The following is a 12836-nucleotide window of genomic DNA, read 5'->3' as shown; positions in this document are numbered from 1 at the left end:
CCCGCCCCGAAGGATCACCACCCATGACACGCCCCGTCCGCGTCGCCATTGTCGGAGCCGGCCCCGCCGGTATCTACGCTGCGGACGCGCTGCTCAAATCCGAGGTCTGCCAGGACCCGGGGGTCTCGATCGACCTCTTCGAGCGGATGCCCGCGCCCTTCGGCCTGATCCGTTACGGAGTGGCCCCCGACCACCCGCGCATCAAGGGCATCGTGAAGGCCCTGCACCAGGTGCTGGACAAGCCGCAGATCCGTCTCTTCGGCAATGTGAGCTACCCGGACGACATCGACCTGGACGACCTGCGCTCGTTCTACGACGCCGTGATCTTCTCCACCGGCGCCGAGGCCGACCGGTCGCTCGACGTCCCCGGCATCGAGCTGGACGGCTCCTACGGGGCGGCCGAGTTCGTCTCCTGGTACGACGGCCACCCCGAGGTGCCGCGCACCTGGCCGCTCACCGCGGAGAAGGTCGCCGTGCTCGGCGTCGGCAACGTGGCGCTCGACGTGGCACGCGTCCTGGCCAAGACGGCGGACGAGCTGCTGCCCACCGAGATCCCGGACAACGTCTACCAGGGCCTCAAGCAGAACAAGGCGCTGGAGGTGCACGTGTTCGGGCGGCGCGGCCCGGCCCAGGCCAAGTTCAGCCCGATGGAGCTGCGGGAGCTGGACCACTCCCCCAACATCGAGGTCATCGTCAACCCCGAGGACATCGAGTACGACGAGGGCTCCATCGCCACCCGCCGGGAGAACAAGCAGGCCAACATGGTCGCGCAGACCCTGGAGAACTGGGCGATCCGCGATGTCGGCGACCGCCCGCACAAGCTGTTCCTGCACTTCTTCGAGTCCCCGGTCGAGATCCTCGGTGAGGACGGCAAGGTCGTGGCGCTGCGCACGGAGCGCACCGAGCTGGACGGCACCGGCAACGTCCGGGGCACCGGCCGGTTCACCGACTGGGACATGCAGAGCGTCTACCGGGCCGTCGGCTACTACTCGGAGGAGCTGCCGAAGCTCCCCTTCGACGTGGCCTCCGGCACCGTCCCGCACGAGGCGGGGCGCGTCATCGCCGGGGACGAGCACATGGCCTCGGTCTACGTCACCGGCTGGATCAAGCGCGGTCCGATCGGACTGATCGGCCACACCAAGGGCGACGCCAACGAGACGGTCGCCTGCCTGCTGGAGGACCGCGCCGCCGGCCGCCTGGCCGAGCCCGCCACGCCCGCCCCGGAGGCCGTCGAGGCGTTCCTGGAGAGCCGCAACGTGCGTTACACGACGTGGGAGGGCTGGCACAAGCTGGACGCCCACGAGCAGGCGCTGGGCGCGGCCCAGGGCCGTGAGCGGATCAAGGTCGTGGAGCGCGACGGCATGCTGGACGCCTCCGGCGCCTTCGTCCCGGCCGAGCGCCCCGCAGACGTCTGACCGGCAGGACGGTTTCTAGGAGGCCGGATCCGGGGCGCCGCTCGCCGGGCGCCCCGGATCCGGCCTCCTGAACGTGCGCCACAGGTCGGGCCCGGCCGCCCGCTCCGTCGTGGGCCGCCGGGACCGGGCGGGCCCGCCCGCCCAGCGGGCGGCGAGGAGCAGCGCGATGTCGTCCGGGCGGTCGGTGGCGGCCCGTGCCTCCGCGATGACCTGGTCCGCGCGGTCGGCCAGCGGGACCTCGCCGATGCGTTCGACCGTGGCGCGCAGCCGTTCGATCCCCTCGTCGATGTCCGTCCCCGGGCGTTCGATCAGCCCGTCCGTGAACAGGGCCAGCATCGCGCCCGGTTCCAGCCGCAGCTCCGTGACCGGGTAGGCCGCGTCCCCGTCGATCCCGAGGACGATGCCGCCGGGCAGGTCCAGCACCTCCGTCCGGCCGTCGGGGTGGCGCAGCACCGGTTGCGGGTGCCCCGCCCGTACGGCGCGGGCGAGGCCCGTCTCCGGGTCGAGGGCGATGTAGCAGCAGCTCGCGAACTGCCCCGGGTCGAGGTCGATGAGCAGCCGGTTGGTGCCGCTGATCACCCCCTGGGGGTCGTAGTTGTCGAGCGCGAACGCCCTGACCGCACTGCGCAGCTGGCCCATGGTCGCGGCGGCGGCGACCCCGTGGCCCTGGACGTCGCCGATGATCAGGGCGAGTTCGCGGCCGGTCTCGATGACGTCGTACCAGTCGCCGCCCACGTCCATACCCTGGGTGCCGGAGAGGTAGCGCCCGAGGGTGTCGACCCCGTCCACCTCGGGCAGCCGGTGCGGCAGCAGGGCGTCCTGGAGTCCGCGGGCGAGGGCCGACTCGTTGTCGTAGCGCTGGGCGCGCTGCAGGGCCTGCGCGATGAGTCCGGCCAGGGCGGTGAGGACCGTGCGCTCCTCGGGGCTGAAGCCGCGCGGCCGGTCGAAGCCGAGGATGCAGGAGCCGACGGGGCGTCCCGAGGCGATCAGCGGGAGGAACGCCCGCGCTCCGACGTCCGCGTCGATCGGGATGCCCGGGTACGCCTCGACCAGCCGCTGCATGGACTCGAAGAAGATCGGGCGGCCCGTCGTCAGGGTCTCCACGCCGGGGATGCTGACGTCGAGCCCGACCCCGTCGAACCGGTCGAGGAACCCCTGGGGGAACCCGGTCTCCCAGGCCAGGTGCAGATGGCGGTCGTTCAGCAGGTAGATGGCGATCTGGCGGCCGCCGAACGCGGGCAGCAGCTCCTCGGTGACCACCGCCGAGACCTGGCGGGCGGTGACCGCCTCGGTCAGCGCGATGGCGAGGGCCACGGGACGGTACAGGGCGGAGGAACGGTCGGCGGTGGACCCGATGCCCAGCCCGGGCGCGGTGACCGAGCCGGGGGCGTACGCCGGCCGGTCGGTGTCCTGGAGCACGACGCTCACCCCGTCGTGGTCCGGGTACAGCGAGACCGACAGCCAGCGCGAGGGCGGGCGCCGGGCCAGGAAGTGGACGGGTTCGTCGGCGATCATGGCGGCCCGGTAGTGGTCCTCGTACGCCTCGTGCCCGAACCAGGGAAGGGCCTGCCACACCGGGTGGCCCACCAGCTCGGTGCGGGTGTGGCCGAGCAGTTCCTCGGCGAGGACGTTGGCGTACGTGATCCGGCCCAGCCGGTCCAGGGAGAGGATGCCCCGGGGCAGCCGGTCGGCGGCCTCCGGCACCACGGGACCCGAGCCGAGGTCGACCAGGAAGCCGGTGAGACGGCCCTCGGGCTCATCGCCGTCCGGGTGGGTCCAGCGGCCGGAGAGCTCCAGCAGGTGCGAGCGGCCGTCCGGGCCGCGCAACCGCATCCGGCGGACGACCGGCTCGGCGGACTCCACCGTCTGCCGGGCCAGCGCCCACAGCCCGTACACGTCCTCCGGGACCAGCCGTTCGGCGAGGGCGTCGACGGTGCCGGGGAAGGCGGCGGGGGCGAAGCCGAGGATCGCGCACAGCTCGTCGTCGGCGGCGACCCGCCCGGAGTGCAGCTCCCAGTCGAAGCGGCCGACCCGTACCGGGGGCGCGGTGGCCACGGGCAGTTGGACGGGGACCGGCTCGCCGTCCCACACGCAGGTGACGCCCTGCCGCTCCAGGTCGGTGAGCGCGTCCCCGAGCCGTTGCCCCAGCCGGTGCAGCCGGTCGCCGTCGGCGGGGGCCACCGGCCGGCCCGGTGTGGAGGCCCGCAGGACCACCAGGACGCCCACGCTCCCCCGGGGGCCGGGGATCGGGACCCACAGCGAACCGAACGGGAACGGCAGCCCGGCCATGAGCTGCGGGAAGCGGCGCATGGCCTCCTCGGCGTCGGACAGCAGCACGGGCCGCCCCGTGCGGTACGCCTCGGAGACCGGGAAGGGCCGGTTCACGTGCATCCGCCACCATGGCCGGAAGAGCGGGCCGGGCAGTCCGGCCAGCACCGCGAGGCGCAGGAGCCCGGGCGTGCCGCTGCGCAGGTACACCCCGCCCGCGAAGCCTCCGCCGGACTCGACGGCGCCGACGAGCGCCTGGGCGAGGACGAGGGAGAGCTCGTCGGGTACCCGGCCGCCGTCGTCCGCGCCGGCCGGGCGCCCGTGTCCGGCGGGCGGGGGCTGCCGGTTCGTGTCGTGCCGGGTCACACCGTCAGGATGCGCCGGGCGGCGGTGCCGCGCACATCGGGCGACCGGCCGCCCCCCGGCGGCCGGTCGCGGTCCTGGGGCCCGGCGGGGTCAGTACAGCTTGGCGACGGCGGTGCGCGTCGTCTTCCTGAACCCCTCCAGCGGCGCACCGTCCAGCTCGCCCATCTGCCCCCACTCGACGACGGTCACCGCGCGGCCGTCGCGGCCCACGGAGTACAGCCCGATGTCGGTGGAACCGACCTCCGGGTGGGAGGTGTCGATGCTGTGGAGATGCGCGCCGTCCTCGATGCCGATCCTGCCGTGGTAGAACGCCTCCCCCTCCAGGCCGGGGTCCTGCTCCTTCATCCGGTCGAGGCAGGTCGCCAGGGCGTGGTGCAGGTCGGCGGCGAGCTTCTCGGCCCGGGCGGCGGTGGCGGCAACCGTGATGGTCTGGCGGGCGTTGGTGTCCAGCTCGGTGCGGAAGTCGCGGTACCGGGTGCCGGCCGCCGGAGCGATCCCGGCGGTGCACACGGACCCTTCCTGGGGCGCCCCCGTGCGTACGGGCCCGGCCGTCCAGGGGGTGGGGGAGGCGGGGAGCTGGGCCGCGCTCAGGAACTTCGGTGCGGCGGGAGCGGGGGCGGGAGCCGCGGCGGCGGGCGCCGGGGCCAGAGCGGTGACGGCGAGGCCGGCGGCCGCGACGGTCAGGAGTGCGGTGCGGACGGTGCGCATGGTGGATCTCCCCGTTTCGGACGGTGTGTCGAAGAGTGCGGTCGGACGGTGGTGCTCCGCGTCGGCCGTACGGCCCGGCGCGGCCGGTCGGACGGGCCCGATCGGTTCGGGGCCGTACGACGGCTTCGCAGGAGGCGGTACGGGGACGGGGACCAGGTTGGGCCGCAGCACCGGATCCGGACAAGCACGACACGGCTTCCCGCCGGGCTGGAACCGTCCCACCCCTGGTGACGTGGGTGTTCCCGGGGGGGCTGGAACGCCCTGGAACGGTGTGGGGGAGGTCGAGCGGGTGGTGGAGGACGCCGAGGGCACGGCGCGGGCGGCACTGTCGGCGCGGCTGGACACGCTGCGGGAGGGATCGGGGCGCACGTACGCCTCGCTGGCCCGCCGCATCGGGGTCAGCGGCTCGACCCTGCACCGGTACTGCACGGGGCGTACGGTCCCCGCCGAGTTCGCCCCGGTGGAGCGGCTGGCCCGGCTGTGCGGCGCGTCGGCCGCCGACCGGGAGGCGCTGCACCGGCTGTGGCTCCTCGCGGACCGGGGGCGGGTGGACCGGCAGGGGCCGGGAGCTCCGGCGGACGCGGTCGCGTGCGGACCGGTGCCGGACGAGCGGGCCGGCGGTGAGGTCGCGGCGGAGGCCGAAGGCCCCCGGACGGCGGGCGAGCGCCCGGCCGATCCGGCGCGGGAGGCGCGCGGTCCGGAGGCACGGGGCCCGTCGGGTCCGATGCGGGAAGGCGGCGGCCTCCGCCCGTCGGAGGACCGGCCCCGGCGAGCGCGCCGGTACGGGCAGGTGCTCGGTGGGCTCGCCGCCGCCTCCCTCGTCGTCGCCCTGGCCGCGACCCTGGGCACGCCGGCTCCCTCCGGCCCGGACCGGGGCCGGTCCCCGGCGCAGTGGCCGGGCCCGCCACCGGTGGAGAGCCCCGCGCCCTCCCGTTCCGGCTCCCCCGCCGCCGCGGCACCGCCCGCCACGCCGCGTACGGCCCCGAGCCGCACGCCGTCGGACGGCGGTACGGGTTCGGCCGCGCCGCCCGGCGCCGGAACGCGCGGCCGGGCCGGAGCCGGGGCCGCAGCGCCCTCGGCGGGGCCGGCCGCCGGTCGCGCGCCGTTCACCTGGACCGGCGACGCCCACGTCTGGAAGAACGGCTGCGACCACGCCTACCGCGTCGACCGGGCGCCCGACGCGGTGCCGCCGCCCCCGGTGGAGGCCGACGCGGCCCCCTGGGCGTCGGCGCTCGGCGCGGTGCACGCGGGCGAGACCGGGGTCCGGATCACCGTGCAGGGGCGGGACGACCGTGCGGTGGTGCTGGAGTCCCTGCGCATCCGGGTCGTCGAGCGCCGCCCGGTGGGCGCGGGCCGGATCTACCGTATGAGCTCTGGCTGCGGCGGCTCCCTCACGCCGAGGATGTTCGACGTGGACCTCGACGCGCCCCGGCCCGTCGCCCGCCCCCTCGCCGGCAACGACTCGGGCGAGCCCGTCGCGGCCGTCGCCTTCCCGTACCGCGTCTCGGTCACCGACCCGGAGGTGTTCCTGATCACCGGCCGTACGGTCGGCTGCGACTGCGACTGGTTCGCGGAGCTGGGCTGGAGCGGCGGCGGACAGTCCGGCACCGTGCGCCTGGACGACGGCGGCAGGCCGTTCCGTACGGGCGGGGTGCGGGGGAGGCAGGTGCTCGACTACGACACGACCGCCCGCCGCTGGGTGGCCGCGGAGAGCGGGGCCTGAGGCGGCGCGCGGAGGCGGTGCGGGGCGCTTGCGGCCATCCTGAGGGGGAACACGCGGCGGCGGGTCGGAGCGGCCGCGGCCGCTCCTGGAGGAGGCGCCGATGGATCCGGTCACCGCCCTGCGGCGGATCGCCTTCCTGCTGGAACGCTCCCAGGCCGCGACGTACCGGGTGAAGGCGTTCCGTACGGCTGCCGCCGTCGTGGACGCGATGGCTCCGGGAGAGGCGGCCGGGCGGGTGGCCGCGAAGTCGCTGGAGCGCGTCCCCGGGATCGGGCCCCGCACGGCCGAGGTGATCCGTGAGGCGCTGGCGGGCGGGACGCCCGGGTACCTGGAGCGGCTGGAGGTGGAGGCCGCGGCGGAGGAGCCTCCTGCTGGGGGCGAAGCGCTGTACCGGCGGCTGACCGGCGACTGCCACCTGCACTCGGACTGGTCGGACGGGGGCAGCCCGATCGAGGAGATGGGCCGGACCGCCGCGGAGCTGGGGCATGCGTGGGCCGTGCTCACCGACCATTCACCCCGGCTGACGGTGGCGCGCGGCCTGTCGCCGGACCGGCTGCGGGAGCAGCTCGCGGTGGTGGCACGGCTCAACGAGGAGTGGGCGCCGTTCCGGCTGCTCACCGGCATCGAGTGCGACATCCTCGCGGACGGGTCGCTCGACCAGGAGGACGAGCTGCTGGAGCGGCTCGACGTGGTGGTCGTCTCCGTCCACTCCAAGCTGCGGATGGACCCGGAGCCGATGACACGGCGCCTGGAGGCGGCGGTGCGCCATCCCCGGGCCGATGTGCTCGGCCACTGCACGGGTCGCCTGCTGTCCGGACGTGGCAGGCCGGAGTCGCGGTTCGACGCGGAACGGGTCTTCGCCGCCTGTGCGGAGGCCGGGACGGCGGTGGAGATCAACTGCCGTCCGGAGCGGCGCGATCCGCCGCTACGGCTGCTGCGTACGGCGGTCGCGGCGGGCACGCTGTTCGCGATCGACACGGACGCGCACGCTCCGGGCCAGCTCGACTGGCAGCGGTCGGGGTGCGCCCGCGCACAGGAGTGCGGGGTGCCGGCGGACCGGGTGGTCACGACGTGGAGCGCGGACCGGCTCCTGGAGTGGGCCGGCGCCGACTGACGACGCCGGAAGCAGCCCCGGGCGGGCGCGGGGCTGCTTCCGGGTCACGGCTCTTGGGGCTACTTCTCGGGGTAGATGTCCCCCGCCGCCATCGCGCTCTGCTGCTCGCTGCGGTCCCGGATCGTCCGGGACTTCTTCTCCAGCCGCTCGCGCTCATGGGGGTCGCTCGCGCGCTCCGCGGCCTCCGCCAGCTGCTGAGCCTTCTCACGCATCTGCCGGGCCAGGTCGGCCGGCTCGTCCGAACCGCTCATCACCACTCCTTGGACGCAGGGACCTCTGCACCCCAGCGAACCAGCGACCGGCCGCCTCCGCATCCCGCGATGCCGGGCCGCGGGTACTCAGGCGGGCTGACGGCCCAGGCGGCGCGCCAGTGCGCGCAAGCGGGGGCGGCGGGCGTGGGCCTCCGCCGAGCGGCGGTCCAGTTCCTCACCGAGGCGCTTGGTGCGCTCCTCGATGTCGAGCTCGTCCAGGACCCGGTCGATCTCGGCGAGCAGGGCGCCGTGCAGCTGCCACTGGCGCGGGTGCTCCTGGACGTCCTCCAGGAGCAGGTCGGCCACCAGGTCACGGGTGGCGCGGCTGCGGGCGAGCGCGTCGGCGAGACGTTCCTCCGCCGCGTCGGCGTCGGCGGCGAGCTGCGTCGTGACCAGTACGGCGAAGCTCTCGATCGCCTCGGCGAGGCGGCCGAAGAGTTCCTGGAGCAGCTCGGTCACGTCGGGTGGGAACAGCGCCTCCTCGGTACGGGCCTTCGCCAGGTCGGTGAGGGTGCGGGAGAGGACGCGCACGACGACGGCGCAGATCTCCAGCGTGTCGAGGCCGGTACGGAGCACGACCCGATGGAGCAGACCATGTCTTACCCTAGGGTTGAGGGTGAGACTTTCCTCCGCCTGGCGCAGGGAGGCGTCGACCTCCACGATGTCGTGGTCGAGTCGGCGGGCCTCGTGGAGCCGGGCGGCGGCCCTGGACACGGGGTTGTTCCCCACGACCTCCTCGCCCATGCTGCGCAGCATCGTGCCCATCCGGACGGCCAGCGACTCGATGGAGGAGCCGGCCGAGCCGACCCAGACGGGCGGGGCCAGGAGCAGGTTGAACAGGAGCCCCACGACGGCGCCGATGAGCGTCTCCCAGACCCGGTCCCAGGCGGTGTCCGCGACCTGCGAGACGCCGAGGACGAGCATCGCGCTGATCGCCACCTCCGGCACGAACTCGTTGACCCGGACCAGCCGCCCGATCATCAGCGCGGTGAAGATGGTCAGGCCCAGGCTCCACCAGCTCAGCCCCACCAGAGAGCTGAAGCCGATGGCGATGAGGACGCCGACGACCACCGAGTTCACCCTGCGGATGCCGGTGGTGAGGGTCGCGTAGAGGGTCACCTGGACGACCAGGAGCGCGGTGAGGGGCGCGGTCAGCGGGGCCGGTTCGGGCAGGAACCAGACGGCGACGGAGTAGGCGATGACGGCTGCCGCCGTCGAGCGCAGGGTCTGCACTCCGGCGGGTTCGGTGGTGCGCTGCACGAGCTTGACGACGGGGGCGGAGACTCGGGGCATTCCTTGACGGTGCCCGGTATCCCCCCGGTGCAGCGCTCCCCCGGTCCGGGCTCCGCCGTACGGCCCTGCCGTCGGCGCCGTGACCAGGACGGGGTGCGCCGCCGCCCGGCCGGAGAGACCCTGGAGGCATGGCTGCTTTGCTGAATCCCCCAGGAGAGACACCGCCGGCCGAGGGCTCCATCGGTGAGGCGCACGAGGAACGCCCGGACGGAGGGCTCTGGGAGCACCCGGGCCTCTGGACCGCTCTGATCGTGCTCGGAGCGATCATGGTCGCCGGCTTCTTCCTCGCCCGCGTCTTCGGTTTCGGGTGAGCGCGGCGGTCTCCGCGGCGGCGCGCCGGACGGCCGACGCGCTGCTGGAGGAGTGCGGCCGTACGTACGCGGCGGAGGCGGGCATCCGGTTGCGGGACACCCCGCAACCCCTGTACCAGGTGCTGGTCCTGAGTCATCTGCTGAGCGCCCGTATCCGCGCGTCGGTCGCCGTGGCGGCAGCGCGGGCGCTGTTCGAGCACGGGATGCGCACGCCGCGCCGGATGGCCGACGCGACCTGGCAGCAGCGCGTGGACGCGCTGGGCGAGGGCGGCTACCGCCGCTACGACGAGCGGACCTCCACCCAGCTCGGGGAGGGCGCCGAACTGGTCCTCGACGTCTGGAAGGGCGATCTGCGGCGGCTGCGCGCCGAGGCGGACGGTGACGGGGACACGGTGCGGGCCGGGCTCCAGCGGGTCCAGGGGATCGGACCCGCCGGGGCGGACATCTTCGTGCGCGAGGTGCAGGGGGTGTGGCCGGAGACCGGTTTCCACGTCGGCGCGAAGGGTCTTCAGGGGGCCGAGCGGCTCGGTCTGCCCACCTCCACCGCCCGGCTGGCCGAGGTGGCCCGGGGGCGGGATCCGGCGGTGTTCGCCGCGGCGCTGGTCCGGGCGGCGCTCGACCGGGAGACCGCCGAGAAGGTCCGGGAGGCCGCCCGATCCCGCCCGTGAGGCCGGGGACTCCGACGCCATGGACGTACGAGGGGGCCCGCGCCGTGTTCGGCGGCGCGGGCCCCCTCGGTCTGCCCCGGCTCAGCGGTCGGAGGACGGACGGTCGGAGGACGGTCGTGCCGCGCGGGCCAGGGCCTCCTCGCGGCGCGCCTCGGCCTGTTCCCTCCTGCCCTCGGCCTTCAGCCGCTCGTCGTCGAGGGCGATGCCGTCCGATTCCTTGATCATGCCTTTGACCCTCCGCGCCTTGGCGCGGGCCACGTCGGTGCTCTTTCCCACAGCTGCCTCCATGCCGCGAGGGAGATACGCGCTTGCCCTCCCACTATGCCCATCCGCGCGGCGTGACGCAGGGGCCCCAGGGCGCGACGGCCCGCACTGCGGGCAGGAGCCCGAGACCTCTCGTTCGGAACAGGAACGAAAGGCCCTACAACAAGGGGTCCTCGCCCTCCTCGGTGCCGCCGCCCTCGACCCGCAGGGCGAGGTCCTGGAGGACGTCCGCGGAGGACACGTCGGTCTGCCCCGCGTCATGGACCTGGGCCAGCATCGTGAACGCGAGGGTGAAGGCGCTCACGAGCTGTTCCACCGCGCCGCCGACCTCACGTCCGACGACGGCGACCACCTCCTCGACGGTGAAGTCCTCGGGGATGGCGATGTGGGGCATCGTCTCGTTCAGCAGGGCGGTGACGGCACCCGCTCCCGCGTCCAGATCTTCTCGTTCGAGGTCCGCCTCCAGCAGACGCTGCATCTCGCGCGCCTCTGTGAGGATGCCGATCACACGTTTCACGACTTCCCGTTGCTCCATGGCCGCGAGCATAGGCCGTTCGGCCCCGTCGCAGCGCCCCGCGGAGACGACTCGCCCCCGGTTGGTCCGGGGGCGTCGCCTCCGAGAAGGGGCTGGTCCGCGGAGCGGTGCCGCTCGGGCGTACGGGCCGTCAGGCGGTGTCGCGCACCGCGACGATGCCGTTGAACACGCCCGCGTACGCCGTGCCGTCGGGGCCGATGGTGATGGGCGCCCAGTTGTTGTCGTAGGCGGGGCCGGTGCCGGTGAGGACGCGCCAGCGGCGCTCACCGGTGCGGAAGTCGACGGCGGTCAGGTACCAGGCGTCGACGCCCAGGGCGTTGGGCTCCTTCTCGTAGAAGTAGAGCAGTCCGTTGGCGGTGGACAGCTTGGGCACGGTGGAGGGCGAGCGGACCGTGCTCTCCCACACCGTGTCGCAGCCGCTGCCGTCGGGCCGTACGTCGATGCGGGTGGCGCCGCCGACGACGCTGCGGCCGAGCAGCAGGGAGGTGGGGTTCTCGTAGCCGAAGTTGTTCTCGACGACCAGGCTGTTCCCCCAGCTGATCAGGGAGTTGTCGGTGGTGGAGCGGCCGTGGCCGAAGACCGGGACCGAGCAGACCAGGCGGCGGTCGGCGGGGATGTCCGCGCCGCGCCGAAAGACGAGGACGTTCATCCGGTCGTCCGCGTTGTCGGTGATCGCGACGTACTCCTGGCCGGTGCCGAACAGGTCGGGGGTGGTGCCCGAGCCCTGGTTGACCGAGCCGGGTTTGGTGCCGGTCCCCCGGTCGTAGGTCTGGCGCCACTGGACCTGCGGGGTGCCGTCGGGGGCCGCCGTGAAGCTGTAGAGGGCGTGGTCGGAGACGATGGAGACCGCGTCCCGGTCCACGGAGAAGGAGTTCTGGATTTCCTCGCCGTCGAGGCGGACCGACCGGACGGCCGAGGTGTCCGGATCGACCGTGCCGACCCGGCCGAGGCGGGTGACCCACCAGATCCGGCCCTGCCAGTCGGGCATCACGGACGTCACCGGGTCGCAGGTGCCGCTGGGGAAGAGGTTGGTCCAGGACACGCAGTCGTGCGGGACGTGACCGGTGAGGTCCCAGTCGTCCTCGACGGTGAACTCCCACCGGCCCGCGGCGTCCTGCCGGTGCGCGATGCGCAGGACGTGCTGGCGGGAGTCGGCGAGGACCACCCGGTCCCGGTCGTCGAGGTAGAAGTAGGCCCCGCCGGAGGTGTCCTTGAAGATCCTGGCGAAGTCCAGCCGGGTGATCGCCTCGACCGTGGAGGAGCGCTGCGGCAGCTTGTACTCGGCCAGGGTGTCGAGGGTGCGCGGGTCGAGCAGTTTGAGCAGGAAGCCGGTGAACGTCCCGCAGACCGTGATCAGCCGGCCTGCCGCGTCGAACGTCGCGGTGGCGCACTCACCGCCGATCGGGGCGATCTTCTCGCTGGTCACCTCGGGGTTCCGGCCGAGCGGGCCGGCGTAGGGGTGGGTGCCGCTGCCCGCCGCGTCGGCGTGCATGCCGCTGCGCCCGTTGGGGGCGAGGTGGGGGTGGCGCGGGAGCGCCGGGCCGGGGACGGGCGAGGCGGTGGCGGGGGCGCCCCCGTACCGCTCGACCAGGCGATGGCCGGGGGCCTTGGGGATGTCGTCGGCCTGCGCGGGGGACGCCGGTCCGGCCAGGGTGAGCGTGGCGACGGTGAGCGTCAGGGCCAGGGCACGGGCGAGCGCTCTGCGGTACGGCGGGGGCATCGGGGGCTCCTCGGTTGCGGGCGGGGGTCGCGCCGCCGCCCGACGCTAGGAGGAGGGGGGTGAAGTGTCCATGAGAACGCGGAGGGTTTCGCGGGGCCGAAACGCTGCCGCAACACGCGGGCCCGCGCACCGCCCCGGCGGCCTTCCCCGGACCGTCGCAGCGCCTCGGCGCCCTTTCCGGGTCCGTCGCACCGTCTCGG

General features: G+C 74.3%; 12 protein-coding genes. 5 read left to right on the top strand and 7 right to left on the bottom strand.

Annotated elements, in window-relative coordinates; genetic code table 11:
• Positions 1-23: 23 nt before the first annotated feature.
• Positions 24-1415, top strand: a complete 1392-nt coding sequence (locus IF19_RS0124565) for an FAD-dependent oxidoreductase (protein WP_030118518.1) — start codon at positions 24-26, stop codon at positions 1413-1415.
• Positions 1416-1430: 15 nt separating this feature from the next.
• Here IF19_RS0124565 and IF19_RS0124560 read toward each other — a convergent pair whose 3' ends face one another.
• Both IF19_RS0124560 and IF19_RS0124555 read right to left on the bottom strand, forming a co-directional pair.
• A complete protein-coding gene (locus IF19_RS0124560; RefSeq protein WP_030276946.1) occupies positions 1431-4049 on the bottom strand; it encodes a SpoIIE family protein phosphatase in 2619 nt (872 codons plus the stop codon).
• Between the two features lie 90 nt (positions 4050-4139).
• Positions 4140-4757 (bottom strand): hypothetical protein, encoded by a 618-nt coding sequence (locus IF19_RS0124555; RefSeq protein WP_030118514.1) that lies wholly within the window; start codon positions 4755-4757, stop codon positions 4140-4142.
• 271 nt (positions 4758-5028) lie between these two features.
• Between IF19_RS0124555 and IF19_RS1000000138710 the strand changes: the two genes are divergently transcribed.
• Together IF19_RS1000000138710 and IF19_RS0124545 are read left to right on the top strand one after the other, a co-directional pair.
• Complete coding sequence (locus tag IF19_RS1000000138710; RefSeq protein WP_267882450.1) at positions 5029-6480, top strand: helix-turn-helix domain-containing protein; 1452 nt, start codon at positions 5029-5031, stop codon at positions 6478-6480.
• A gap of 100 nt (positions 6481-6580) precedes the next feature.
• Complete coding sequence (locus IF19_RS0124545; protein ID WP_030276942.1) at positions 6581-7594, top strand: PHP domain-containing protein; 1014 nt, start codon at positions 6581-6583, stop codon at positions 7592-7594.
• A gap of 59 nt (positions 7595-7653) precedes the next feature.
• Here the strand turns inward: IF19_RS0124545 and IF19_RS0124540 are convergent, their stop codons facing one another.
• The gene (locus IF19_RS0124540; RefSeq protein ID WP_030081958.1) at positions 7654-7845 is read right to left on the bottom strand and encodes a DUF6381 family protein; all 192 of its coding nucleotides are present in this window, start codon (positions 7843-7845) and stop codon (positions 7654-7656) included.
• Positions 7846-7932: 87 nt separating this feature from the next.
• Entirely contained in the window at positions 7933-9138 is a 1206-nt protein-coding gene (locus tag IF19_RS0124535) for an FUSC family protein (RefSeq protein ID WP_030121411.1), read from the bottom strand.
• Positions 9139-9266: 128 nt separating this feature from the next.
• On the opposite strand from IF19_RS0124535, the gene IF19_RS0124530 reads away from it, so the two are divergent.
• Together IF19_RS0124530 and IF19_RS0124525 are read left to right on the top strand one after the other, a co-directional pair.
• The gene (locus IF19_RS0124530) at positions 9267-9449 is read left to right on the top strand and encodes a DUF6480 family protein (RefSeq protein WP_030118510.1); all 183 of its coding nucleotides are present in this window, start codon (positions 9267-9269) and stop codon (positions 9447-9449) included.
• Positions 9446-10117 (top strand): hypothetical protein, encoded by a 672-nt coding sequence (locus IF19_RS0124525; RefSeq protein ID WP_030118509.1) that lies wholly within the window; start codon positions 9446-9448, stop codon positions 10115-10117. Before IF19_RS0124530 ends, IF19_RS0124525 begins: the two co-directional genes overlap by 4 nt.
• A gap of 81 nt (positions 10118-10198) precedes the next feature.
• On the opposite strand, the gene IF19_RS0124520 is transcribed toward IF19_RS0124525, so the two are convergent.
• The 3 genes from IF19_RS0124520 to IF19_RS0124510 form a co-directional block, all read right to left on the bottom strand.
• Positions 10199-10393, bottom strand: coding sequence for a CsbD family protein (locus tag IF19_RS0124520; protein ID WP_030118508.1), 195 nt, complete (start codon positions 10391-10393; stop codon positions 10199-10201).
• Between the two features lie 145 nt (positions 10394-10538).
• Positions 10539-10928, bottom strand: coding sequence for a hypothetical protein (locus tag IF19_RS0124515; protein ID WP_030118507.1), 390 nt, complete (start codon positions 10926-10928; stop codon positions 10539-10541).
• Positions 10929-11046: 118 nt separating this feature from the next.
• Positions 11047-12636 (bottom strand): hypothetical protein, encoded by a 1590-nt coding sequence (locus IF19_RS0124510; RefSeq protein WP_030118506.1) that lies wholly within the window; start codon positions 12634-12636, stop codon positions 11047-11049.
• Between the last annotated feature and the right edge of the window lie 200 nt (positions 12637-12836).

The organism is Streptomyces californicus (assembly GCF_000717645.1).
Taxonomy (GTDB): domain Bacteria; phylum Actinomycetota; class Actinomycetes; order Streptomycetales; family Streptomycetaceae; genus Streptomyces; species Streptomyces californicus.
The sequence above is the reverse complement of the archived record's forward strand: the minus strand, read 5'-3'. Positions and strand labels throughout refer to the sequence as shown.